General features: G+C 60.4%; 25 protein-coding genes. 12 read left to right on the top strand and 13 right to left on the bottom strand.

Annotated elements, in window-relative coordinates; all coding sequences use genetic code 11:
- Positions 1-33: 33 nt before the first annotated feature.
- The 5 genes from AAGW23_RS08035 to AAGW23_RS08055 form a co-directional block, all read right to left on the bottom strand.
- Positions 34-840, bottom strand: a complete 807-nt coding sequence (locus tag AAGW23_RS08035) for an OmpA family protein (RefSeq protein WP_342405930.1) — start codon at positions 838-840, stop codon at positions 34-36.
- Positions 837-1,148 carry a DUF4398 domain-containing protein gene (locus AAGW23_RS08040; protein WP_342405960.1) on the bottom strand — a complete coding sequence of 104 codons (312 nt, stop codon included), beginning with the start codon at positions 1,146-1,148 and terminating at the stop codon, positions 837-839. Before AAGW23_RS08040 ends, AAGW23_RS08035 begins: the two co-directional genes overlap by 4 nt.
- Positions 1,149-1,197: 49 nt before the next feature.
- The gene (locus AAGW23_RS08045; RefSeq protein ID WP_425540815.1) at positions 1,198-2,022 is read right to left on the bottom strand and encodes a substrate-binding periplasmic protein; all 825 of its coding nucleotides are present in this window, start codon (positions 2,020-2,022) and stop codon (positions 1,198-1,200) included.
- 127 nt (positions 2,023-2,149) lie between these two features.
- Positions 2,150-3,079, bottom strand: coding sequence for an electron transfer flavoprotein subunit alpha/FixB family protein (locus tag AAGW23_RS08050; protein WP_342405932.1), 930 nt, complete (start codon positions 3,077-3,079; stop codon positions 2,150-2,152).
- Positions 3,080-3,829 (bottom strand): electron transfer flavoprotein subunit beta/FixA family protein, encoded by a 750-nt coding sequence (locus AAGW23_RS08055; protein WP_045425680.1) that lies wholly within the window; start codon positions 3,827-3,829, stop codon positions 3,080-3,082. It lies immediately after the preceding gene.
- A gap of 330 nt (positions 3,830-4,159) precedes the next feature.
- On the opposite strand from AAGW23_RS08055, the gene AAGW23_RS08060 reads away from it, so the two are divergent.
- Entirely contained in the window at positions 4,160-5,815 is a 1,656-nt protein-coding gene (locus AAGW23_RS08060; protein WP_342405933.1) for an electron transfer flavoprotein-ubiquinone oxidoreductase, read from the top strand.
- Positions 5,816-6,027: 212 nt separating this feature from the next.
- Here the strand turns inward: AAGW23_RS08060 and AAGW23_RS08065 are convergent, their stop codons facing one another.
- From AAGW23_RS08065 to AAGW23_RS08080, 4 genes are all read right to left on the bottom strand, one after another.
- Complete coding sequence (locus AAGW23_RS08065) at positions 6,028-6,237, bottom strand: cold-shock protein (protein WP_342405934.1); 210 nt, start codon at positions 6,235-6,237, stop codon at positions 6,028-6,030.
- 292 nt (positions 6,238-6,529) lie between these two features.
- Positions 6,530-8,365 (bottom strand): GldG family protein, encoded by a 1,836-nt coding sequence (locus tag AAGW23_RS08070; protein WP_342405935.1) that lies wholly within the window; start codon positions 8,363-8,365, stop codon positions 6,530-6,532.
- A 10-nt stretch (positions 8,366-8,375) separates the two neighbouring features.
- On the bottom strand, positions 8,376-9,107 hold the full coding sequence (locus tag AAGW23_RS08075) for an ABC transporter permease subunit (protein ID WP_342405936.1): 732 nt from the start codon (positions 9,105-9,107) through the stop codon (positions 8,376-8,378).
- Complete coding sequence (locus AAGW23_RS08080) at positions 9,104-10,027, bottom strand: ABC transporter ATP-binding protein (RefSeq protein ID WP_342405937.1); 924 nt, start codon at positions 10,025-10,027, stop codon at positions 9,104-9,106. The genes AAGW23_RS08075 and AAGW23_RS08080 overlap by 4 nt, the downstream gene beginning before the upstream one ends.
- Positions 10,028-10,208: 181 nt before the next feature.
- Here AAGW23_RS08080 and AAGW23_RS08085 point away from each other — a divergent pair, with 181 nt between their 5' ends.
- From AAGW23_RS08085 to AAGW23_RS08095, 3 genes are all read left to right on the top strand, one after another.
- Positions 10,209-10,685: a YqhA family protein gene (locus tag AAGW23_RS08085; protein WP_342405938.1), complete on the top strand. Its 477-nt coding sequence runs from the start codon at positions 10,209-10,211 to the stop codon at positions 10,683-10,685.
- A 211-nt stretch (positions 10,686-10,896) separates the two neighbouring features.
- Positions 10,897-13,380, top strand: coding sequence for a glycerol-3-phosphate 1-O-acyltransferase PlsB (plsB, locus tag AAGW23_RS08090; RefSeq protein WP_342405939.1), 2,484 nt, complete (start codon positions 10,897-10,899; stop codon positions 13,378-13,380).
- A gap of 164 nt (positions 13,381-13,544) precedes the next feature.
- Positions 13,545-15,182, top strand: coding sequence for a choice-of-anchor Q domain-containing protein (locus AAGW23_RS08095; RefSeq protein WP_342405940.1), 1,638 nt, complete (start codon positions 13,545-13,547; stop codon positions 15,180-15,182).
- Positions 15,183-15,198: 16 nt separating this feature from the next.
- On the opposite strand, the gene AAGW23_RS08100 is transcribed toward AAGW23_RS08095, so the two are convergent.
- Positions 15,199-15,636: a TerB family tellurite resistance protein gene (locus AAGW23_RS08100; protein ID WP_342405941.1), complete on the bottom strand. Its 438-nt coding sequence runs from the start codon at positions 15,634-15,636 to the stop codon at positions 15,199-15,201.
- Positions 15,637-15,982: 346 nt separating this feature from the next.
- Here AAGW23_RS08100 and AAGW23_RS08105 point away from each other — a divergent pair, with 346 nt between their 5' ends.
- Entirely contained in the window at positions 15,983-16,669 is a 687-nt protein-coding gene (locus AAGW23_RS08105; RefSeq protein WP_342405942.1) for a DUF4197 domain-containing protein, read from the top strand.
- 26 nt (positions 16,670-16,695) lie between these two features.
- A complete protein-coding gene (trhA, locus tag AAGW23_RS08110; RefSeq protein ID WP_342405943.1) occupies positions 16,696-17,313 on the top strand; it encodes a PAQR family membrane homeostasis protein TrhA in 618 nt (205 codons plus the stop codon).
- Positions 17,314-17,336: 23 nt separating this feature from the next.
- Here the strand turns inward: trhA and AAGW23_RS08115 are convergent, their stop codons facing one another.
- From AAGW23_RS08115 to AAGW23_RS08125, 3 genes are all read right to left on the bottom strand, one after another.
- Positions 17,337-17,792, bottom strand: coding sequence for an ATPase (locus tag AAGW23_RS08115; protein WP_319298169.1), 456 nt, complete (start codon positions 17,790-17,792; stop codon positions 17,337-17,339).
- Positions 17,793-17,971: 179 nt separating this feature from the next.
- Positions 17,972-19,327, bottom strand: a complete 1,356-nt coding sequence (locus tag AAGW23_RS08120; RefSeq protein ID WP_342405961.1) for a heavy metal sensor histidine kinase — start codon at positions 19,325-19,327, stop codon at positions 17,972-17,974.
- A complete protein-coding gene (locus AAGW23_RS08125; protein ID WP_342405944.1) occupies positions 19,327-20,010 on the bottom strand; it encodes a heavy metal response regulator transcription factor in 684 nt (227 codons plus the stop codon). Before AAGW23_RS08125 ends, AAGW23_RS08120 begins: the two co-directional genes overlap by 1 nt.
- Positions 20,011-20,229: 219 nt before the next feature.
- Here AAGW23_RS08125 and AAGW23_RS08130 point away from each other — a divergent pair, with 219 nt between their 5' ends.
- From AAGW23_RS08130 to AAGW23_RS08155, 6 genes are all read left to right on the top strand, one after another.
- Positions 20,230-20,493: a heavy metal-associated domain-containing protein gene (locus AAGW23_RS08130; RefSeq protein WP_342405945.1), complete on the top strand. Its 264-nt coding sequence runs from the start codon at positions 20,230-20,232 to the stop codon at positions 20,491-20,493.
- 22 nt (positions 20,494-20,515) lie between these two features.
- The gene (locus AAGW23_RS08135) at positions 20,516-20,959 is read left to right on the top strand and encodes a DUF411 domain-containing protein (protein ID WP_342405946.1); all 444 of its coding nucleotides are present in this window, start codon (positions 20,516-20,518) and stop codon (positions 20,957-20,959) included.
- A gap of 81 nt (positions 20,960-21,040) precedes the next feature.
- The gene (locus AAGW23_RS08140) at positions 21,041-22,825 is read left to right on the top strand and encodes a copper resistance system multicopper oxidase (protein ID WP_342405947.1); all 1,785 of its coding nucleotides are present in this window, start codon (positions 21,041-21,043) and stop codon (positions 22,823-22,825) included.
- Positions 22,826-22,836: 11 nt separating this feature from the next.
- The gene (locus AAGW23_RS08145) at positions 22,837-23,166 is read left to right on the top strand and encodes a hypothetical protein (protein WP_342405948.1); all 330 of its coding nucleotides are present in this window, start codon (positions 22,837-22,839) and stop codon (positions 23,164-23,166) included.
- Positions 23,156-24,136 (top strand): copper resistance protein B, encoded by a 981-nt coding sequence (locus AAGW23_RS08150; RefSeq protein ID WP_342405950.1) that lies wholly within the window; start codon positions 23,156-23,158, stop codon positions 24,134-24,136. Before AAGW23_RS08145 ends, AAGW23_RS08150 begins: the two co-directional genes overlap by 11 nt.
- Before the next feature lie 11 nt (positions 24,137-24,147).
- Entirely contained in the window at positions 24,148-24,816 is a 669-nt protein-coding gene (locus AAGW23_RS08155) for a cytochrome c (protein WP_342405951.1), read from the top strand.
- The last annotated feature ends 31 nt before the right edge of the window (positions 24,817-24,847 follow it).

Below are 24,847 nucleotides of genomic sequence, written 5' to 3' on the forward strand. Positions count from 1 at the left end.
ACACAGTCAGCTCTCTATACTGAAAATTGAGTATCAGCGTGGACTGCTCAAACGTCCTTGCTCGTCGGAAAAGAGGATCTCGACCCGGCGATTCTGTGCGCGTCCGCGCGCTGACGCGTTCTCCGCGACGCGATATTGCTCGCCGTAACCGACAACCTCGATACGCCCGGCATCGATTCCAAGGCTTTGCATAAAGTCACCCACCGCCTGTGCACGCGCCTTCGACAAAGCGAGGTTCTCGGCCGCATCACCGCGGTTGTCTGTATAGCCTTCTACCCGCACGCGAGGCTTGGGATTGAGCTGCAGAAAATGAACGACCTTAAGCAGGGTGCGGTTGGCCGAAGATCCCAACTCGGCACTGGCTGCCCTGAACAACACATCTCCAAGAGTCATGACCAGACCGCGATCGGTCTCGGCAGCCGCGAGGCTCACCATCTGATCCTCCAACCAGCGCCCCTGATGTTGCAGGTCGAGCATTCGGGCTTCCTGCACAGCTTGACGCAAACGCTCATGCTCCATGCTCAGCTGGGTCGCGCGCCGCTGGTTCTGCAGCTGCTCGCTGTGCTGGCGGGCTATCTCGCTGTAGCGCTTGCTGAGGTATGCATAGTGACTAACGTCCTGCGCGTTGCCCCAGAAGTCGGCGAACCGCTTTGCGCGCTCCAAAGACTCGCTCGCTCGCTCCACATCCTTGGGTGCATCCTGAAGGATCTGTGGCTCTTCACTTACACTTTGAAGGGCCGTCGATGCGTATTGCAGATGCTGTTGCGACTCGTGCGTTGCGCAACCTTGAAGCGCACCAAGCGCTACCAGCAGTACGGGTATCAGGTAAACCGGTTTCACTGCAACGCTCCCAGCTGTTCACGCAAGCGCGCGATGCGACGGTGCAATTCCGCCAGTTCCTGCTGACTCTTCTCGTTAAGGACCCGAGCCTCTGCCAGGCGCGCATCAAGCTCGGCTTGCTCGGCCTGCAGACGTGCCTCTCGATAATGCTCATCCTTTATCGCTGCGACCGCAGCCGCAAACTTGTGCTCAGCCTGCATCAGTTCTGGCGTCTGTTCCACAGCGCCCACCGAGCGCGCCTGGCTCAAAGCCTGCTCGGTAAGCCGCAGCTGTTCGATGGGTGCAGGATCGCTGGCGCAGCCAACCATCGCCAGCAGCACGAGTGTGCCGCAAGATTGTTTGATCAATTAAGAAATCCTAGCGTTGCGAATTGCGGGTCGGCGCTGGCTGCTGTTTCCAGCGTTCAAGGTTCTCTACCAGCAGTTGCTGCGGTACCCCCGCAGCGCGCAATTCTGTCATTTTTATTGCGAGCTGTCCGCGCAGCCACGGACCGTTACACGCTGAATCATGAGCGACCGCAAAATGCAAACCGCGGCTGAACACCGGTGGATCCAAACGCTGGGTATAGGCGAGTAGCCCTTGTCGAGCGGCATATGCAAGGAAACTGTAACGCTCATGCAGAACATAATCCGCCTTGCCCGTCGACAGCCTGTTCAAAGCCTCGGCCAGGCTGGGAGCAGCACGTAAACGAAGATTTTCTTTGGTATAGCGCTCGAACGCGCTGCCATAGCTTTCCGTCTTCACATAGGCGCCCGTTCGACCTGCCAGATCCTTCCGGTCTGAATAGAGGAAGCCAGGCTCCTGACCCACCCAGGCGGACATCTGCAGGGTCGCGATGGATGGATGGATGAAATCCAGATATACCAATTCCCTTGGTGCCAAGACCGCATCGGCCAGCACATCGACCCGCCCACTGCGCACCTGCTCCAGCGCCACGCCCGCATCGCCGGTGTAGAGCACTTCGAGCTTCAGATCGAGCGAGTCGGTGATCTTTTTCAGCAGATCAGCGTTGGCTCCAACGAGCCGCTTGGGGTTCAGCGGATCGCGCCAAAGAAAAGGAGGGTTGTCTGCGCCGCCAGTCGCAATCAGCCGATCACACTTTGCAGCCGCCGCGTGCGCAGCGACGGGGGTTGCCAACAACACGGCGAGCAAAGCGGATTTCAGCGAAACGGCACAGCACATGGAAAACCTCATGGGTCAGAATCAAACAGGCTTCTTCTCGGGACTGCAGGAATCTTACCATTGGCCAGTGCAGCCGAGCGCTCATAAAAAAACCCGCTACGAGAGCGGGTTTTTTCTAGCGGCTCAGTTACACGAGCTGCTCCAGTTCCGGCAGGATTTCGAACAAGTCACCCACCAGGCCGTAATCGGCGACCTGGAAGATTGGTGCTTCTTCGTCCTTGTTGATCGCAACTATCACTTTGGAGTCCTTCATGCCCGCCAGGTGCTGGATGGCTCCAGAGATGCCCACCGCGATATACAGCTGCGGCGCAACGATCTTGCCGGTCTGACCAACCTGCATGTCGTTCGGCACGAAGCCAGCATCGACCGCCGCGCGCGAAGCGCCAACGGCGGCGCCGAGTTTGTCGGCCAGTGAATAGAGGTGCTTGAAGTTGTCACCGTTCTGCATGCCGCGACCACCGGAAACAACGATCTTAGCAGCCGTCAATTCAGGACGATCGGACTTCGCCAGCTCTTCACCCACGAACGCGGAAACGCCCGCATCGCCGGTACCGGAAATCTGCTCGACAGCCGCCGATCCGCCTTCAGCACTGACCGGATCAAAACCAGTAGCACGCACGGTGATAACCTTGATCGCCGCGCTGGATTGCACGGTGGCAATCGCGTTACCGGCATATATCGGACGCTTGAAAGTATCTGCGCTTTCGACAGCGATGATTTCAGAGATCTGATCAACGTCCAGCTTGGCCGCTACGCGGGGCAGGAAGTTCTTGCCATTGGTAGTAGCGGCAGCCAGCACGTGGCTGTAATCCTTCGCCAGATCGGCAATCAGCGGCGCAACGTTTTCCGGCAGCTGATTGGCGTAGGCAGCGTCGTCGGCAACCAGCACCTTGGAAACGCCTTCGATCTTGGCAGCCGCCTCACCGATAGCAGCGCAACCGGCACCTGCAACCAGCACATGAATGTCGCCACCGATCGCCTTGGCCGCAGCCACGGTATTCAGGGTGGCTGCAGCCAGAACGGCATTGTTGTGTTCAGCGATAACCAGGATAGTCATTTAGATTACCTTCGCCTCGTTCTTCAGTTTCTCGACCAGTTCAGCCACAGACTTGACCTTGATACCCGCGCTGCGTGCAGCAGGCGCTTCGACTTTCAGGGTCTTCACAGTGGAAGTAGTGGTTACGCCCAGAGCGTCCGGCGTCAGCACTTCCAGCGGCTTCTTCTTGGCCTTCATGATGTTCGGCAGCGACGCGTAGCGCGGCTCGTTCAGGCGCAGATCGGTGGTCACGATTGCCGGCAGATTCAACGCAACGGTTTGCGCGCCGCCGTCGATTTCGCGTTCGACGTTTACCTTGTCGCCCGACACTTCGACTTTCGAAGCGAAAGTGCCCTGAGCGAATCCGGTCAGTGCACCCAGCATCTGACCGGTCTGGTTGTTGTCGCTGTCGATGGCCTGTTTGCCAAGGATCACCAGCTGCGGCTGCTCCTTGTCGACCACAGCCTTCAAAAGCTTGGCGACGGCCAGGGAGTTGAGCTCTTCGCTGGACTCGACCAGCACGGCACGATCAGCACCCAGCGCCAGGGCTGTGCGCAGCTGCTCCTGGGCAGCGGTCGGACCAATGGAAACCACGACGATCTCGCTCGCCACGCCTTTTTCTTTCAGGCGTACGGCTTCTTCCACAGCGATTTCGCAGAAGGGGTTCATCGACATTTTGACGTTGGCGAGGTCGACGCCGGAGTTGTCCGCCTTGACGCGAACCTTGACGTTGTAATCGACCACTCGTTTGACAGCTACAAGAATCTTCATGGATTCCTCGTTACTCTCCGGTGAATAGAATTTCGCCGAGGCGAACCGAGCCATGCTCAAGGACCGGGCCGCCATTAGCCTTCGGACCTGTTCGGCGAGCACAAAACTGCCCGTATCTTGACTGCAGGCAACAGCTGGGGTCAACAACGCAAATGACCCGTCATAAGCCGCTGTTTCCGGATTCTATCAGGCTTGAGAGAAATTCAAACAAACGTTTGTATTGGACCCTTTCGGGCGTCTATATATAATGCGGCAGCTCGGCTTGGTCAGGGACACGATCCAGCCCTCCACTATCTATAAAACAATCAAGCCTTGAGTAGGAGATAGCCAATGGAACGCGAATACATGGAATTCGACGTAGTCATCGTCGGCGCCGGCCCCGCGGGCCTGTCCGCTGCCTGCCGACTGAAGCAGCGAGCCGCCGATGCCGGAAAGGAAATCAGCGTCTGTGTCGTTGAGAAGGGTTCTGAAGTTGGCGCCCACATCCTATCTGGCGCCGTGTTCGAGCCACGCGCGCTGAACGAACTCTTTCCCAACTGGAAAGAACTCGAAGCCCCTCTAAATACCCCGGTCAAGCGCGACGACATCTATCTGCTCAAGACTGCCGAAGCAGCTCGCAAGCTGCCCAATGCGCTGGTTCCCAAAACCATGCACAACGAAGGCAACTACATAATTTCGCTGGGCAATTTCTGTCGGTGGCTGGCTCAGCAAGCCGAGAATCTCGGCGTCGAGATCTACCCAGGCTTTGCGGCTCAAGAAGCACTCATCGACGAACAGGGCGTGGTTCGCGGCATTCTTACCGGGGATCTCGGCGTGGACCGCGAAGGCAATCCGAAGGAAGGCATGTACACCCCAGGCATGGAGCTGCGTGCGAAGTACACCCTGTTCGCCGAAGGCTGCCGCGGCCATATCGGCAAGCAGCTGATCAATCGATTCCAGCTCAATGCCAACGTCGATCCGCAGCACTACGGGATTGGTATCAAAGAGCTCTGGGATATCGATCCAGCCAAGCACGAGCAAGGCTTGGTCGTGCACACCGCAGGCTGGCCGCTGAACGATGACAACACAGGTGGCTCCTTCCTTTATCACCTGGAGAACAACCAGGTCGTGGTCGGCCTGATCGTCGATCTGTCCTACAGCAACCCGTACCTTTCCCCGTTCGATGAGTTTCAACGCTACAAGCATCATCCGGTGATCAAGCAGTACTTGGAGGGTGGCAAGCGCGTTTCCTACGGTGCGCGAGCCATCGCCAAGGGCGGCATCAATTCGCTACCGAAGATGGTATTCAACGGTGGCGCATTGATCGGGTGCGACGCCGGCACCCTGAACTTCGCCAAGATCAAAGGCAGCCACACCGCCATGAAGTCCGGCATGTTGGCGGCTGAAGCGGTTGCGGATGCCTTGTTTGCCGGCCGTGAAGGTGGCGATGAACTGACTGGCTATGAAGAAGGCTTCAAAGCAAGCTGGCTGTATCAGGAGCTGTACGCTAGCCGTAACTTCGGCGCGGCAATTCACAAATGGGGAGCAATCAAGGGCGGCGCGTTCAACTTCATCGACCAGAACATCTTCAGCGGCAAGATTCCGTTCACGCTGCACGACACCAAGCCGGATTACGCGTGCCTGAAGACAGCCGCCGAGTCGAAGAAGATCGATTATCCCAAGCCGGACGGCAAGCTGAGCTTCGACAAGCTGAGCTCGGTATTCCTCTCCAACACCAACCATGAAGAAGAGCAGCCGGTTCACCTCAAACTGATCGACCCAAGCATTCCGATCGAGAAGAACCTGCCCATGTACGACGAACCCGCCCAGCGTTACTGCCCGGCCGGCGTATACGAGGTGGTGGACACTGATGAAGGAGGCAAGCGCTTCCAGATCAACGCTCAAAACTGCGTGCACTGCAAAACTTGCGACATCAAGGACCCGGCCCAGAACATCGTCTGGGTTGCGCCCGAGGGCACCGGGGGGCCGAACTACCCCAACATGTAAGCACGGCTCCCCTGGAGCTCAACAGAACCCCGCCTCGGCGGGGTTTTGCTTTTATGCCGCTCCGAAAGCTCGATCAAGACGATCCCCCCGGCCGAGAGCGGCGGCAGAGCAACGCTAGCTGGACAAAAAACCTCGGAAACGATAAGCCCCGACCGGGGCCAGGGCTTTTTTCCTTGCTAGATACTTGAACGGGTATCAAGCCGACAGCGGGCTCACAGCCCAGCGACGTCCTCGGCTTGAAGACCCTTCTGGCCCTGAGCAACCGAAAACTCCACCTGTTGTCCCTCAGCCAGTGAGCGGTGGCCTTCGCCACGGATCGCCTGGTAATGAACGAATACATCAGCGCCGCTAGCCCGCTGAATGAAGCCATAGCCCTTGGCATCATTGAACCATTTGACCGTTCCGGTCTCGCGCTCAGCCATCCTATTTCTCCAACTTGATTCTTATTATTTAAGCTCAGGGATGAGCAACCAGGGCCGATCATCAAATCAGCGCCAACGCCAAATATAGCGCAGCGGGCGTGACAAGTACGTTTCGGTCAGATGTCACATGACAGCAAGACGCCCGTCATCACGTGCAGGCGTCATTGCCATAACCATGCGCTGTAGACACGACCATGGCGTGCAGGTGGAACCTGGCGCGCTGCAGCTGGAGAGGAGGTTCGGCTGCTCACCGCCATGCACGCATGCTCCCAGCGCGATTAGCTCTACGCATTCATCGTGCTTGCCGCCTGCGCCAGAGCCACAGCAGCAACATGCCGAGCGTGAGCAGCAGCGGCACTAAGGCGATATTGAAGAATTTGAGCGTCCGCCCAAGCGCCTCAATATCTGCGTTGAGCTGGTAGCGCACCTCACGCAACTCTTTGCGGATGAGCAGCTTCTCCTGCATGAAATCCTGCAGCGCGGTCTGTTGTTCGGCAGTCAGCTGCACAACTCCTTCCGCGTCCGGACTCTGCAACTCGGCAAGTTGTGCCTCGGTCGCAGCCAGACGTTGCTGTAACACTTCTTCCTTCTCGCGGAAGCGGTTCTCCGCCTGACGCTGCAGGTCTTCGACAACCGTGAACGGTCGAGCAAACCGACCACGTGAGCGGACGCTGATCAACGCATCGGTGCCGGATAGATTGTCCAGCGAATTGATCACGAAGGTGCCATTGTCGGCCCAGGGCTGGGGCATGCGCTGGCCGAAGAAGTTCTCGACCTGTACCCACATGCGGTCTGCAAGCAAGTCGGTGTCCGCTACAGCCAGCACATTGATGCTCGTGCTGTCCTTCAGACCGTCCGCACGCCCCTCGATACCGTTGGGATAAGCCGACTTAGCGGGCCCCTGAATACGCGCCGCAAGCGTGTAGCGCTTGCCCGTGGGCTCCAGCTCCCGCAAGAGCAACTCGGGATTTTCCAATGTCGCGAAGCGCTCCGCCTCGATCGGCATGGCGTAGCTGGAGCTCTGGATCAGCGGCACGAAACGAGTCGTTGCGTCCTTCAACGGTTCGAGGAAGCCTGCGGTCGCCATGTTCAGGGTCTCCAGCGAAGCGGTTACAACGTCCTCGCTGTCCATCATGCGCTGCGGCAAGCTCAGCCAGGCCGGATGCCTGACCGGGCGGCGCTCCTCGCCCACTCCGACGGACATCGCATAGGACGCGTCCAACACCACCTGATTGGGCTCCATGCGCACACCCCAGGCATTGAACAGAGGCTCCAGATCCGACGCTTTGCCCTCGCCGAACTCACCTGGCCCGATACCCATGCCAGGGTCCGCCTCGCTGTAGGGGTCGAGAAATACCAGCAGCTTGCCGCCCCGCATGACGAACTGGTCGATGGCATACAGGGTCTGCTCCGGAAGCTTCTTCGGATGGATCAGCATGAGCACCGACACGTCCGCAGGAATCACTTCCACATCGCGTTTGAGGCTTTCGATATGGAACAGTTGACGGATGCTCTCCAGCACCATCCAAGGAGGCGTCGCCTGCTGGGTACGCATGTCAAAACCGCCCGTGATGGACAACCCTGAAAGCACGCCGACCACCGGCATTTGTGGCGTAGAAAGCGTCTGCACCAGACGACTGATTTCGTACTCGAGAAACGCCTCCTGATCCAACGGGAAGAACGGAATACTCTGCGTCTCCCCCGCCGCGTTGATGCCAGCCAAGCCGAAGTAGACCTTGTCGCCGCCCCGATCCAGCGGCACAGCCTGCAGCCCGAGCTCGGCGGCCCGATCCTCCTCCTCGGAGAACGGCTCGGGATCAATCACACGCAGCGTGATCTTGCCATCAGCCGCACGCTGATAGGCATACAGCAGCTCCTCAACGCGCCGAGCATAGTTGCGTAGCGCGACCAGGTCCCCCGTCGCCTCGTCCGAGTAGAACAACTGCAATTCAATCGGCTCCTCGAGCCCAGCCAGGATGGTCTCGGTGCCTTTCGATAAGGTGTAAAGCTTCTGCTCGGTTAGATCCAGCCGCGCATCGGTAAACATCAGGCTGGAAACAGCATTGAATGCCAGGAAAACTAGTGCGATCAGCAGCAGCCCGGCACCTGAATACATCAGTCGTTTCATGCGGGCTCCCTTATGCCGCTTTCTTCAAATCGACGACGATGGCAGTAGCCATCAGCCAGGCGATGATCAGGGTGACGAAATACAGCAGGTCTCGCAGATCGATGACCCCTTTGCTGAGCGAATCGAAACGAATCAGGATACTCAGCGATGCCACCGCGTCGACCAGCCACTGCGGTGCCCAGGCGAAGGCATCGAGCACCATCGGCAAGCCGCTGACGATGAACAGAAAACACAAGCTGACCGCCAGGATGAAGGCAACCACCTGATTCTTGGCCAGCGCCGACATGCACGAGCTGATCGCCAGAAAAGCGCCAGCCAGCAGCCAGCTGCCGAAATAGCCGGTGATGATCGCGCCGTTGTCTGGCTGACCCAGGTAGTTGACGGTGATAACCATCGGAAACGTCAGCAGCAAGGCGATCCCGGCAAACACCCAGGCCGCCAGGAATTTGCCGGTGACCGCTTCGAAACGGGTGATGGGCAAGGTCATCAACAGCTCGATCGAACCCGATTTGCGCTCCTCGGCCCACAGCCGCATGGCGATAGCTGGAATCAGAAACAGATAGAGCCATGTATGAAAGCTGAAAAAAGGGACGAGATTTGCCTGCCCCCGCTCGTAAAAGCCGCCCAGATAAAAGCTGAATACGCCCGACAGCACCAGAAAGATCAGGGTGAAGACGTAAGCGAGCGGCGTGGCGAAATAACTGCCCAGCTCGCGTTTGAAGATCACCGGCAACTGACTCATAACGCCTCCCCACGCGTTAACGTCTGAAATACTTCGTCCAACCGGCCGCGTTCCACATCCAGTTCCCGCACGGCCCAGCCCTGCTGAGTGATCAAGGCATTGACCTGCGGAAAGATCACCTGACCCGGCTTGGCCAGCACCGTAAGGCTGTGCTCCAACTGATTCACCTCAACTCCGGCCACGCCCGGCAAAGCCGCCAGGGCAACGTCATCCAGCGGCCCTTCGCCGACCAGCGTCACGGCCTGGTGATACCTGGAGCGACTTTGCAGCTCCAGTGGCGTGCCGTCGGCCACCAGCTGGCCGCGAGCGATGACGATCGCGCGCGTGCAGACCGCCGTAACCTCTTCGAGGATATGCGTGGAGATGATGACGATCTTGTCCCGGGCCAAGCCTTTGATCAGCTCGCGAACCTGGTGCTTCTGGTTCGGGTCCAGGCCATCGGTAGGCTCATCGAGGATCAGCACGCGCGGATCATGCAGAATCGCCTGCGCCAGTCCAACTCGACGCTTGAATCCCTTCGACAGCGTGTCGATGCTCTGGCCAAGCACCGATTCCAGCTCGACCTGGCCCACGGCCGTGTCGACCCGCACGCGTTTGTCCGCACCGCGATAACCCCGCACCTCGGCGATGAACTCGAGAAAGCCCCGCACCGTCATGTCGCCATAGCAGGGCGCCCCCTCGGGCAGATAGCCCATCTGGCGCTGCGCCTGAAGCGCCTGGGTCTGAATATCGCAGCCAAAGATGCTTGCGCTGCCTGACGTTGGCGTGAGGAAGCCGGTCAACATCTTCATCGTCGTGGACTTTCCGGCCCCGTTCGGGCCTAGAAAACCCAACACTTCGCCCGGTTCGACAGAGAAGGACAAGGCATCAACCGCCGTGTGCTGAGCGAATCGTTTAGTCAGATTGTTCAGTTCGATCATCAACTTTTATCCGTGCTGACGGGCCTGCGGTCACGTTTGGCGTACCGGCCCAATTCGCGCCGGACTATAAGGAGAGCCACAACGCTATTGCAACCGGACCAAGTGGCTATTCCACAGCCACGCCGCATGCTTCGACTTGCACTAGCCTCAAGTGAGCCATAGGCGACCGGGATGTTAAAACATGATCGAACGAATCTTTCGCAGCAGCCGTTTGCTGGTACTGGTTGCCGTGGCAACGACGGCGATTTCGGCCGTGCTGTTGTACGGCGTCAGTCTGAACACCATGGTTCATCTGCTGCTAGAGCTGATCCATCAGTTTCCCCACACCGCAAACGACAGCAAGAGTCTCGCCGTCAAGCTACTCAAGCTACTGGATCTGCTGTTGATCGCCATTACCTTTCAACTGATTGCTATCAGCCTGTATCGACTGTTCATCAAACCAGTGCCGGTCGAACAAAGCGCCTCGCTCGGGCCGCTGGATATCAGGTCTTTCCATGACCTGAAGAAAACCCTGATACAGGTTTCGGTGGTCATCATCGTCATATTGTTTCTCGAGCACGCCGTCGAGGTGGGCGCCCAGCTGGAGACTTTGTATTTTGGAGCAGCCGTAAGCCTGGTCGTGTTCTCAGCCGTCTACGCATGGAAGAACATGAGGTAGACCAGAGCGAACGCGCTGGGTAACTATCGAATAGCCACTCGCACCTTCTGCAAACGGAACAGTTGCTCTGGCCCGCTTCGAACGCACATCACCCGTTAAACCAGCACACCAACGAGTGCGCTTCCTTCACCAGACTTTTGCCCGCCAACACCGCTTGCGGCACACTTGCGCGCTTCAAGGGCATTAACCCTTCCACAGTCGAATCTGCCGTATGACCCGCTCTCCGTTTCGCCGTCTCGTTTTCTCTCTCGTGCGTCGCCTGCTCTATGTCTGGGTGCGCTCGGAGACGATCAACCAGTCCGCTTTCACGCTCAAGCTAGACCGCAGCAAGCCCGTGTTTTACGTGCTGCAACGCGCCTCGCTGAGCGATCTGGCGGTGCTCGATCACGAGTGCAGCAGGGCCGGCCTGCCGCGCCCGGTGGCGGACGTGGCGGTGGGCAATCATGTCGAGCCGGCCGCGTTCATTTTTCTCAGCCCGGCCGCCAGTTGGTTCGGCACACGAACGCGCGCGGTTACGCCAGCGCCACTGGTGCGCCTGGTCGGCGCCCTGGAACAGAACGCCGTAGACAATGCACAGATCATCCCGGTCAGCGTGTTCTGGGGTCGCTCGCCGGATCGCGAAACCAGCGCCTGGAAACTGCTGTTCGCCGACAGCTGGGCCGTCACCGGACGGCTGCGCAAGTTGCTCAGCATTGTCATGCTCGGGCGCGAAACCCGTGTGCAATTTTCCACGCCGATCCAGCTCAATGAGCTGGTGGCGCAGAACAAGGGCCACGAGCGCACCCTGCGCATGGTTCATCGCATGCTGCGGGTGCATTTCCGCAATCAGAAGACGGCGGTGATCGGCCCCGACCTTTCGCACCGTCGCAACCTGGTCAAAGGTCTGGTGCATGGCCCACAGGTGCGTCAGGCAATCAGGGACGAGGCCGAGCGCGAGAACATTTCACTGGAAAAAGCCGAAGCGCGGGCGCTGCGCTACGGCAACGAGATCGCCTCGGACTACGCCTACACGGCCGTGCGCTTTCTCGAGGTGGTGCTGTCCTGGTTCTGGAACAAGATCTACGACGGCATCCGCGTAAATCACCTGGAGCCGCTGCAGGAGGCGGTGCAGGGCTACGAAGTGATTTACGTGCCGTGCCACCGTAGTCATATCGACTACCTGCTGCTCTCTTATCTGCTGTTCCGCAATGGCCTGACGCCTCCGCACATTGCCGCGGGCATCAACCTCAACATGCCGGTGATCGGCAGCCTGCTGCGTCGTGGCGGCGCCTTCTTCATGCGCCGCTCGTTCAAGGGCAACCCGCTCTATACCGCAGTATTCAACGAGTACCTGCATACCTTGTTCAGCCGTGGCTTTCCGGTGGAGTACTTCGTCGAGGGCGGTCGCTCGCGTACCGGACGCATGCTGCAACCCAAGACCGGCATGCTCGCCATCACCCTGCGCAGCTACCTGCGCTCCTCCAGGCTGCCGATCCTCTTCGTGCCGGTGTACATCGGCTACGAGCGAGTGCTCGAGGGCCGCACCTATCTGGGGGAGCTGCGCGGTGCAGCGAAGAAGAAGGAATCGATCTTCGACATCTTCAAGGTCATCGGCGCACTGAAGCAGCGCTTCGGGCAGGTCTGGGTAAATTTTGGCGAGCCGCTGAAGCTCAACGAGTTTCTCGACCAGCAACAACCGGGCTGGCGCAGGCAGGATCTGGCGCCGAACTTCCGTCCCGACTGGCTCAACGAGACCACCAATAAGCTGTCCGAGCGCATCGCCCAACGGCTCAACGAAGCGGCCGCGGTCAATCCGGTCAACCTGGTCGCGCTGGCTATGCTCTCCACCAGCCGTCAGGCGCTGGATCGGCGTTCACTGGCGCGCATCCTCGACCTCTATCAGAACCTGCTGCGGGCCGTGCCCTACTCCCCTCACACCACCCTGCCGGACGGTGACGGCGAAGCGCTAATCAGCTACGTCAAAGAACTCGACCTGCTGGCCGAACAGAAGGATGCGCTGGGGAACATCCTCTACCTGGACGAGCACAACGCCGTTCTGATGACCTACTACCGTAACAACGTGATGCACATTTTCGCGCTGCCGGCGCTACTGGCCAGCTTCTTCCAAAGCAGCTCACGGATCAGCCGAGAACAGATCCTGCGTTTCACCGAGGCGCTTTACCCCTATCTGCGCGCCGAGCTGTTCATCCGCTGGGAGCCCGAAGAGCTGGGCGCCGTGGTCGATCAATGGCTGGACGCCTTTGTCGAACAAGGGCTGCTCAAGCGCGACGGTGAGACCTATGTGAGACCGGCACCCAGCTCTCGTCAGTTCGTCCTGCTGACCTTGCTGGCGCGGGCGATCATGCAGACGCTGCAACGCTTCTACATGGCCATTGCGCTACTGCTCAACAGTGGTCAGAACACCCTCGACGCCGAAGAGCTGGAAAACCTCTGCACGGTCATGGCCCAGCGCCTTTCGATCCTGCATGGGCTGAACGCGCCGGAATTTTTCGACAAGAGCCTGTTCCGCCACTTCATCAAGAGTCTGCTGGACCAGAACGTGCTGCAGCAGGACGCCGCCGGCAAACTCGGCTACCACCCCAAGCTTGGCGAGCTGGCCGAGAGTGTCGCCAAGCGGGTACTGCCGGCCGAGATCCGCCTGTCGATTCGCCAGGTCGCGCTGGAGCGCCACGACGAGGAACAACTCTCGGACTGATTGCGCTCGAAGCTCAAGCATGGGCTCGCAGCCAAGCCTTCAGTGGCAACAACGCTAAGGACGCTCAGGCTTAATGCCGAAACGTTCGATTGATGATAGAGGCGGCACCCATACTCAGCAGGTCACCCATCGAAAACGTCGGCGGCCTGCCGAGAGGGGACTGTATGACGCACAGCCGTGTGATTGCCTTGTCGCTCGTCTTGGGGATGGGCGGTTGCGCAACGCCCAGTCTGACCAACCTCACGCCCTCCTCCGTCGCCCGCTCGCCGGTGCCGCTCTACCCGTTGCGAGCGCAAGTGGACGCACGTGGCAATCGCATCGCACAGGTCAACGCGGTCATCCATGGCACGCCCTGGGCCATGATGCCGTTGCGGAGTGATCACTACGCGGTCGGCTACTTCGCCGACACCTGCGAAACCAACATTCCCTATCACTTCAGTGTCGGTTATCAGCGCCGCAACTGGCTCGGCTCCGGCTATTCGAGCACCGTCCATGAAAAACGCTTTCCGGAAGCTTCCGGTTACGTCATGAACGTCACTGGCGACCCGCTGCCCGCTGATTGCGCTACCTCCATCGGCCTGACCCTGCGTGTGGACAGTAGGGCCGACGAGGTGGATACCGAGCCGGGCGACGGCAACTGCCAATCCATTTCCAATCGCTGCACGCTGAGAGCGGCGGTGATGGAGAGCAACGCGCACCAGGGCCACGATTTGATCGAGGTGCCGTCTGGGCACTACGTGCTCTCATTGACCGGAGCTGAGACCGCAGACGTTCCAAACGATGCGGTTGGCGACCTGGACATCACGGATGGCCTGACGCTGTCAGGCCTCGGGCGAGCCCCGAAAAACGATGACCTGCAAGTCATCATCGACGGCGGCGCCATCGACCGGATTTTCGATATCTACGCCGCCTCGCCCAAGGCGGTAACGCTCAGCTATCTGCGGCTGGAAAACGGCAGGCCCGTGGGCAGCGGCGGCGGCGCGATCTGGAATCGAGGCAATCTGCGCATGGACCGGATGCTGCTGCGGAGCAACACCATCGCCCATGAACTGGAAACCTCCTGCGCGGCCTTTCCCAGTCGCCGCCTGTGCAACCGGGGCGCAGGATTGTTCAACGAGGGACAGGCGCTGGTTGCGCGCTCGACCATCGAGCAGAATTCGACCGGGTACCAGTCCGGCCATGGCGGTGGCATTTCCAATATGGGCTCGGCGGCGCAGCTGTATCTGCGCAACAGCCTGATCACCGCCAACGACGCTCGCTTTTGGGGTGGACTGCTGAACTATCAGGGCGCCGTCGACATATTGAACAGCACCTTTGTCGACAATCGCAGTACCACCGGCGGTGTCCGGGCCGCAGAAATCGGCAACATCGACGGCACAGTCTTGGTTCGCAACGCGACCTTCAGCAATCACTCGCAGCTGTTCAGCCATTCGGGTACCGGTGAGTTCCGCCTGGCCAATAGCCTGGTCGAAATTCGCGCCTTCAGCGATATATCTTTCTGCAGTGGCACCCTAACCAGTGGCAGTTTCAATGCCATTGGCGGCTCCGGAGGAGATCTTTTTGACGTCCTGAGTGGATGCGGCTTCGTGCCAACCGCTGCGGACAGGGCCGCGGTACGCCTGGCGCTCGGATCACTGCAGGACAACGGAGGCCCGAGCCGCACTGTCGCGCTGCGTGAGCCTTTCGAAGACAGCCCCTATTTCGACCCTATCGACATGGGCGGCGTGCTTTGCCCGGATACCGACCAGCGCGGCAACCCGCGTGACGATGAGCAATGCGATCCGGGCGCCTTCGAGTTCTGACCCAGGTGACAGGCCGTCAGGTGCCGAGGACCTCCAGCTTGGCGCGTATGAAGTCGGTATGCGGCACATACAACAGATCTGCGATACGGCGGATCAGGTGGTCTTCGTATCGGTGGATATCGCCATCGGCGGCGGCGACGCGCCATAGCGCCTTGATCAGAACAAATTTTTCGTCCATCGAATACTGCGTGTTGATCTGCGTGGTGAATTCATAAAGCGAAGTCGATCGCTCGGCGGTTTCCTGCGCGGAGGCGACCAGCGATGCAAGCTCGGCGTCCTCCACACCCGAGCCGTGGCGGATGGCTTCGATAATGGCTTTTTGTTCGTCTGCATCGCTTTCGTAATCCGCACGGCCGACTTCTATCAGCAGCGCCGCTGCGGCCACTTCAACGCTGTGTGCCGTAGGCTGATCGTCCCCACTGCGGTCGAACAGCGACTTGAGTGCTTTGAGCATGTTTTCATTCCTCTGCACGGGTTGGCATTCGAACGGGTCTGCGGCGAAGGTTCACCGCAACCTTGTCGTTGGTCAGCGCGTAGCGAATGCTCGCTCTGGCAGATTGATAAATCCGCCTCATGATGATCCTTTTGTAGCCGTGAAGCGTCTAGAAGTTGCACCCACGTGACTGTTATAGCGCCATCGCGCCTGCGCTAGACCGGGCGGCAGACATCTCTTGATGCCGTCGGCTGACCAGTGATGTCGCGGACGTGCGTCAACGAAACGGTCGAATCAAGCTGCTACCGGCGTTTGGCACGCCGCGCCTGGCCCATTAAGCTCGCTGCATCACCCAGAGGATTTATCCATGCTGCGCACCACTGCTTTGCTCACCGGTTTGATGCTTTCCGCCAGCGCTTGGGCGCTCTCGCTGTCCGACCTTAGCCAGGGCGATGCCAACAAGGCGCTGAAGGACGCACTGAGCCAGGGGACGAAAGTGGCCGTGCAGCAGTTGGGCCGGCCCGGAGGCTTCAGCAATGATCCGGATGTGCGCATCGAACTGCCGGGCAACATCGGCAAGGCTTCGCGGATGTTGAAGATGATGGGCATGGGCGCTCAGGTCGACGAGCTGGAAACCGGCATGAACAAGGCCGCCGAAGCCGCTGTTCCGCAAGCGCAGGCGTTGCTGCTGGAGGCGGTGAAGAAGATGACCGTCGCTGACGCTAAGGCGATCTTGGCCGGGGGCGATGACTCGGCAACTCAGTATCTGAACAAGACAAGCCGTGACGAAATCCGCGCCCGGTTCCTGCCGATCATCAAGCAGGCCACCGACAAGGTCGGCGTCGCTCAGCAGTACAACGCGCTGGCGGGCAAGGTCTCCGGCCTGGGTGCGGTCGATCCCCGATACGGCACGGTCGAGGGCTATGTGGCCGAGCAAGCGCTCGATGGGCTGTTCGCTGTCATCGCCGAACAGGAAGCCAGCATTCGTCAGAATCCGGCGCAGGCAGCCACCAGCGTGGCAAAAAAGGTTTTCGGCCTGTTGATGGGTAATTGATCGAACACTTTCAAGGCTGCACAACGATGTATCAAGGAGAGAAATTCAACGCCTGGACGCACCTCACAGGCGGTGTGCTGGCGCTGATAGGTGCCGTCTGGCTACTGATCCTGGCAGCCATGGACGGGGATCTGATGAAGATCATCAGCATCGCCATCTACGGTTTCACCCTGGTGCTGCTGTACAGCGCATCAACGCTCTATCACAGCGTTCGTGGCCGTGCCAAAGCGGTAATGCAAAAGCTCGATCACCTGTCGATCTATCTGCTGATTGCCGGCAGCTACACGCCGTTCTGCCTGGTCACCCTGCGAGGCAGCTGGGGCTGGTGGCTGTTCGGAATTGTCTGGTCACTGGCAATCATCGGCATGCTGCAGGAGATCAAGCCGCGATCGGAAGCGCGGGTGCTGTCGATCGTCATTTATGCCGTCATGGGCTGGATCGTACTGGTGGCGGTCAAGCCGCTGCTTGCCGCACTCGGCCCCGCCGGCTTCGGCTGGCTGGTCGCCGGAGGGGTGTTCTACACGGTAGGCATCGTCTTCTTTGCCTACGATCAGCGCTTCCGCCACTGGCATGGCATCTGGCACCTGTTCGTCATCGCCGGAAGCCTGCTGCATTTCGTCGCCATCCTGCGCTACGTGGTCTGACGCCCTCCCTCTGCGTCGGTCAGCTACAGCTCGTGCATGCGGTTGACCTGCTGCGCCAGGCGCATGGTTTCGTGCTCTTCAAGCTGCAGCATTTCGCCCAGCAGCTCACGTGCCTTGTCCAGTGCTGGACGCTTTTCCAGCGAGCGGTACAGGTCAATGATCCGGTTGTGAAGGGCGAAGACCTCGCGTGAAATGTCGTCGACACTCATCTGTGCATAGGCATCGCTGTCGAAATCCAGCGCAAGTATCTCGCCCTCGACCGCCTCGTGCAGGCGGGCTTGCAGCGCGCGCGGGTCCGCATGCTCCTTGATCCGCTCGATCGTGCGCGTCAGCTCTTGCTCGTGCTGCGCGAGATAAGTCATCAGCATCGTGGCCAATGAGTCGCTGCGCTCATCGGCCGCCTCTGTCATGCATTCGGAAAGCCGGGCATGGGCCTGGCTGGTCCAGTCGATCAGGTCTTCGCATCGTTCGATGTTCATACCACCTCCATCCGCCGCGTTTGATTTGCCGAGCAGGATAGCCAGCAGGGTTGCACGTCAGGCGGTCACCGATGCAAACACGTGCAGCCCGGATTGGCCAGTGCTGGGTGTCGGTCGCCATGAGCGTCGAAGCAATCATGTTCCCTCAGCCTGTATCAAGCCAGCGCCCCCGACGGTTGTCAGTCAGCCGAGCGGAACAGGATATCGAACGACGTCCAGCCGTCTCGGCTGCTGCAGCGGATCTCGCCATGGTGCGCCTCGATGATCGACCGGGTAATCGCCAAGCCCAGTCCGGCATTGTTCGGGCTGCCTTCGCGGCGCGCGGGATCGACGCGATAGAAGCGGTCGAACAGTCGCGGCAAATGGTGATCAGGAATGCCGGCGCCCGGGTTGCCGATGCTCAGCGAAACGCCCTGCTCGCCCGCCTCGATGTCCAGCCGGATCGTGCCGTTGTCAGGCGTATAGCGCAGCGCATTGGACAGCAGGTTCGACAGCGCGCGATGCAACATGGCCGGATCCCCTTGTATACGAGCATCGCCGTTTAACACGAATCGGATACCGCGCTCATCGGCGGTCAGCTGGTAGAACTCCAGCAACGACTCGCACAGCGCATGCAGCTCGATCAGCTTCCGTTCGGGGACGACCAGCCCGTTATCGGCTTTTGCCAGGAACAGCATGTCGTCAATCATCCGCGCCATGCGGCGCAGCTCGTCCAGATTGGAGTAGAGGTTTTCCTGATAGTCCTCGCGGCTGCGCGCACGGGTCAGCACAACCTCGGTGTGCGTCATCAGATTGGACAGGGGTGTTCGCAGCTCGTGGGCGATGTCCGCCGAGAAGTTGGACAGTCGCACGAAAGCGTCCTCAAGCCGCGCCAGCATCGCATTGAACGCCAGCACCAGTTGCTGCAGCTCCGCCGGCGTCGACTCGGTCGGAATGCGCTCGGTCAGCGACTTGGCCGACACCGATGCCGCCACCAGCGTCACCTCGCGCAACGGCCGCAGCCCACTACGTGCCAATAGCCAGCCGAGCCCGCCGCTGAGCAGCGCACAGAGCACCAGCGCGCCCCACAGCCATCCCGCCAGCGTGTTCAAAAAGACTTTGTGCGTCGTGATATCGAGCGCCAACTCGATGCTCAGCGGACGGCCCGCCACCTCAATAACCGCGGCCCTGCGACGCCACACCCGCTGCAGGCCCGCGCCGACGGAGCCATGCGCATGAGATTCAATCGAGTAGGCAGCGCCGCTGGCGGCAAACAGCACCTGCCCCTTGGCATCGCCTATCCGTACCGCCAGGTCACTATGCCCGCCAAGCAGTGCCTGCAATTGCGGCCTCAGCGCGTCGAACCCGTTCAGATCATCGAGGCCCCGCAGCAGCTGTCGGCTGGCCTGAAGTTTGTCTTCCAGCGTATGCCGGTCCAGCTCGTCGAAGTGGTGCTGACTCAACTGGAAGAAAAAGAAGCCCGCCGCGCCGAGCACCCCGGTGACCGCCAGCATGAACATCAGGCTCAGCCTGGCGGTAAGCGACAACTGCTTCATCATGCGCGATCCGGCTCGTCGATCATGTAGCCCATGCCACGCGCGGTATGGATGAGTTTGGGTTCGAAGCCATCGTCGATCTTCGCGCGAAGCCTGCGAATCGCCACCTCAATGACATTGGTGTCGCTGTCGAAATTCATGTCCCAGACCTGCGAGGCGATCAGCGACTTGGGCAACACTTCGCCGCGTCGACGCAGCAGCAGCTCCAGCAGGGCGAACTCCTTTGCGGTCAGGTCGATGCGCTGACCGGCCCGCACGGCACGGCGCTTGAGCAGATCCACGTCCAGGTCGGCGATGCTCAGCTGAGTCTGCAAGGCAGCGACACTGCCCCTGCGCAGCAAGGTGCGTACCCGCGCCAGCAGTTCGGAAAAGGCGAAGGGCTTGATCAGGTAGTCATCCGCGCCTAACTCCAGACCCTTGACCCGGTCTTCCACGCGGTCACGCGCAGTAAGGAACAACACCGGCACCTCCTGCCCGGCTGCACGGACCCTGCGCAGCAATTCCCAACCGTCCAGGCCCGGCATCATCACATCAAGGATCAACAGGTCGTACGAAGTGCTCAGGACATGCTGCAGGGCATCGGTGCCGCTGGTGACTCGGTCGACGGAGAACCCTGCCTCGCTCAGGCCTTGCTGCAGGTAGGTCCCGGTTTTCGGTTCGTCTTCAGCGACCAGAAGTTTCATTCGGCTCATCCTCTCCATACATCGCGCAAGTCTGCCGGTATCACTTCCGATGAACCACAAGCTGACAAAAAAGTAATGTTCCGCTCAGCTTGCGGAAAGCCGGTTAAGGCTATGTTGACAGCCAGACGAAGCGTCAGAGGCAACCCCTTGACCTTGCCATTAGGACAAGGTTGATGATCAAGCCTCGCCGGACTGGCCGGCATCTACGGAGGGCTTCTGATGAATTCCACCCAGCTTCAGGTTCAAGGCATGACGTGCGGGGCCTGCGTTCGACACGCCACCCAGGCGCTGAACACCGTCACCGGCGTCGAGGCTGTCGAAATCGATTTGCAAAGCGGCCGGGTTCGCGTCGATGGGGACGTCGAAAACGCTGCATTGATTGCCGCCCTGAACGAGGCCGGCTACCCCGCTCAGATCGCGAGCCAGACCACACCGGCCGCAGCACCGAAGACAGGCTGTGGCAGCGGCTGCGGTTGCCGTTGATTTTCCATTCAGGAGTGCTGTTATGCGTGTCATAAAACCCAAGTTCGCATTCATCGCCGCCTTGTTTATGGCCGGCAGCGTCCATGCCGCTGATGTAATCGACGTGCACCGGGACGCCAACTGCGGTTGCTGCAAGGACTGGGTCAAGTACCTGCAGGCCAATGGTTTCGAGGTTCGCGACCATGTTGAAAGCAACATGTCGGCTGTCAAACAGCGGCTGGGCGTGGCCCCGCGGTTGGGCTCGTGCCATACCGCTGTGATCGACGGCAAATTCGTGGAAGGTCACGTGCCGGTCGCGCAGATTCGCCAGCTGCAACAACGTAGCGACCTGCTTGGCGTGGCTGCGCCGGGAATGCCTGCCGGCTCGCCCGGGATGGATTACGGCCAGCCAGCACAGGCCTATCAGGTCATCGGGCTGACCGCCGAGGGCACTGATCTGGTGTTGGCAAATTACCCGGCAGAGTGAATCTGGCCGTAAACCTCTGCGTCTGCCTGCCTCAACGCTGGCAGACGCATTTGCAATCAGAGCTGACCAAGCAGGATCTCCATGAGCAGTACACCCTCGCGTCGCACCTTCGTCAAAAGCCTGGCCGCCGGTGGCGTAGTCGCCGGACTGGGTATCTGGCGTCAGCCCGTGTGGGCGGTTGCGCGCCCGCACCAGAACGGTGACCAGGACGTATTGGCCGGAACGCAGTTCGACCTGACCATCGACTCGCTGGCGGTCAACTTCAGCGGTCGCGAGCGCACCTCGATGGCCATCAACGGGAGTATTCCCGGTCCGCTGCTGCGCTGGCGCGAAGGCGACACCGTGACGCTGCGGGTGCACAACCGCCTCCCGCAGGATACGTCGATCCACTGGCACGGCATCCTGCTGCCGGCCAACATGGACGGCGTACCCGGATTCAGTTTTGCTGGCATCGCACCGGACGGGCTGTACGAGTACCGCTTCCGAGTGAAACAGAGCGGCACCTACTGGTACCACAGCCACTCGGCGTTTCAGGAACAGCTCGGTGTCTACGGGCCGCTGGTGATCGATCCGCTCGAGCCCGAACCCTTCGAGTACGAACGTGACTACGTGGTAATGCTCACCGACTGGACCGATGAAGGCCCGGCCCGCGTACTCGACAAGCTGAAGAAGCAATCCGATTACTACAACCGCGGGCGGCGGACCCTCGGCGACTTCATCAATGATGTGGCCGACCAGGGCTGGCGCGAGACCGTTGGCAATCGCTGGGCCTGGGCAAAGATGAAGATGACGCCCACGGATCTCGCCGATATCAGCGGCGAAACCTACACCTACCTGCTCAATGGCCAGGCACCGGACGGCAACTGGACCGGTGTTTTCGAGCCGGGCGAGCGAGTGCGTCTACGCCTGATCAACGGCTCGGCCATGACCTATTTCGACTTCCGCATTCCGGGCCTGAAGCTCACCGTGGTGGCCGTGGACGGGCAGAACGTCGAGCCGGTCGAGGTCGATGAACTGCGCCTGGCGGTCGCCGAAACGGTCGACGTGATCGTCACGCCGGATGGCGGTCAGGACGCCTATACCCTGTTCGCCCAATCAATGGACCGCAGCGGCTTCGCCCGTGGCACTCTGGCCGTTCGCCAGGGGCTGAGCGCGCCGGTACCAGAACCCGACGCCCGTCCCGAGTTGAGCATGGAGGACATGGGCCATGGCGATCACGGCGCGCATGCGGCGGGCAACGATCAGCCGGCCATGCAACACGAAGCTCCACAGCACGGCCAGATGAACCATGGCCAAATGGACCATTCGGCAATGGGCCACGGTGGCGGTGCCAGCAGCCAGATGCAGACCCACCCTGCCAGTGAGAAGGGCAATCCGCTGGTCGACATGCAGACCATGATGCCAGTGCCAAAGCTGGATGATCCGGGCATCGGCTTGCGCGATAACGGCCGCCGCGTGCTGACCTACGCTGACCTGCGCAGCACCTTCCCCGATCCGGACGGCCGTGAGCCGACGCGCACCATCGAGCTGCACCTGACCGGCCATATGGAGCGCTTCGCCTGGTCATTTGACGGGATCCCCTACGCGAAATCCGAGCCGATCCGGCTCAAGTACGGCGAGCGGGTGCGCTTCGTGCTGGTCAACGACACCATGATGCACCACCCCATTCACCTGCACGGGTTGTGGAGCGACCTTGAGGATGAACACGGCCAGTTTCAGGTACGCAAACACACCATCGACATGCCTCCCGGCTCCAAACGGAGTTATCGCGTCACGGCTGATGCACTCGGGCGCTGGGCTTACCACTGCCACATGCTGATGCACATGGACCTCGGGATGTTCCGCGAAGTCCGGGTCGAAGAATAAAGGAGAACCTCATGAGCATTTTCAAACGCAACTCCCTGTTGGTGTTCGGCCTACTTACAGCCCTGCCGCTGACCGCTCTGCAGGCACAGACCGAGCACGACGGTCACCATCCGGCTGAAACCCCGCCGCAGCACGCTGCCCCAGAGGCTGGTCACCCGCAGAAGCCGCAAGGCGGCATGATGAACCATGACGGGATGGGCCACGGCAGCATGGATCACGACCAGATGATGCAGATGCATGAGCAGCACATGGGGTCCGGGCAGATGGACCACGGCAACATGGGCTCAGCGCCTCATCAACCCCAGGGACATGATGATAAGAGCCCGAAGCATGACCATTAAGCTCGCGCTGCTAAGCGCGCTCTGCCTGGCTGCCGCCACCAGCCAGGCGCAGGCAGCGATGGACCACTCCGGCCATGCCGGCCACTCACCGGCCGCTCCCGTTCCCGCTGAAAGTCACGGTCAGAACCACTCGCAGCCGAACCACACGCAATCGGACCGCGGCATGATGGACCATGGGGTGGTGGATCATGGAGCGATGGACCATTCAGGTCACGCCATGCCGCATCCCCCCCCAACGGGCATCCCGCCAGGCGAGGCAAATCGCCCGCCTGTCCCGACGCTTAGTCCCGCCGACATCGAGGCGGCCTTTCCCGACCTGCCCGAACACGGAATGCATCAGGGCAGCAGCCACTTCATGTTCGTCGCTGACGAGCTGGAATGGCAGGACGCCGATGCTGGAACCACGCTGGCCTGGGATCTGAGTGGTTGGGCAGGCGGCGATATCGACAGGCTGGCCTTTCGCTCGGAAGGCGAGCGAACCAATGGGCATACCGAAGAAGCCGAACTGCAGCTGCTCTGGAGCCACGCGATAGGTCCCTGGTGGGAAACCGTCGCCGGTGTCCGCCAGGACTTCGAACCCGGCTCGCCGCAAACCTGGGCGGCATTCGGCGTGCAGGGAATGCCACTGTACGGGCTGGAAACCGAAGCCACGGCGTTCCTTGGCGAGGGCGGTCAGTCCGCGCTGCGGTTGGAAGCCGAGTACGATCTGCTGCTGACACAGCGCTGGGTGCTGCAGCCCACCGCCGAGCTGAATCTGTATGGACGCACGGACGAATCCCGTGGCATCGGCTCCGGGTTCAGTGACGCGAGCGTCGGGCTTCGGCTGCGCTATGAGATCAGCCGACAGTTCGCGCCTTACGTAGGCGTCAGCTGGAGCCGGGCTTACGGCAACAGCGCCGAGCTGCAGCGGGCTGAGGGTGAAGATACAAGCGAGGCTCGCCTGGTGGCGGGTATCCGATTCTGGTTCTGAGGTAATGGATGATGCTCAAAACCCTGACGACGCTGCTACTGGCTGCAGTGGCATTGGTGCTGGCCGCGGCCGCCGTGGTGTACTTCGGAGTCGTCAATGTCGGAGCCGACGTGCCGCATAGCGGGCCGATCCACGCACTGTTGGAGACCGCCCGCCAGCGTTCGGTGGCGGTTCGTGCCGAAGCCATCGAGGTGCCGGAACTGGGCGATGCCGAACTGATTCGCTCAGGCGCTGGCAACTACGAAGCCATGTGCGTCGCCTGCCATCTCGCACCGGGTGCCGGACCGACCGAGCTGAGTCAAAATCTCAGCCCCGCGCCGCCAAACTTGGCTGATGCAAACCGCAAGCGCGACCCGGCCGAGGATTTCTGGACGATCAAACATGGGATTCAGGCCTCCGGTATGCCCGCATGGGGTCGGAGCATGGAAGACCGCTACATCTGGGAGCTGGTCGCCCTGCTCGAGCAACTGCCCGAACTGACAGCCATGGAATACAAAGCGCTGGTGGCCACGAGCGGTGGTCATCATCACGGCGGTGGGGAAACTCACATGCCCAGCGCTGCGCCCGTGGCTAAAGACGATCACCATAGCGACATGCACTCGTCTGGAAACCACCATCAGGCAGCGGAGCCCAAGCCTGATATCCACCGTCATGCCGACGGCAGCGATCATGCTCACTGACCCACTGCTCCGCGGCGTCTGGGTCAGACGC

Origin of the sequence: Stutzerimonas chloritidismutans, assembly GCF_038562055.1 — a bacterium.
Taxonomy (GTDB): Bacteria; Pseudomonadota; Gammaproteobacteria; order Pseudomonadales; family Pseudomonadaceae; genus Stutzerimonas; species Stutzerimonas chloritidismutans_A.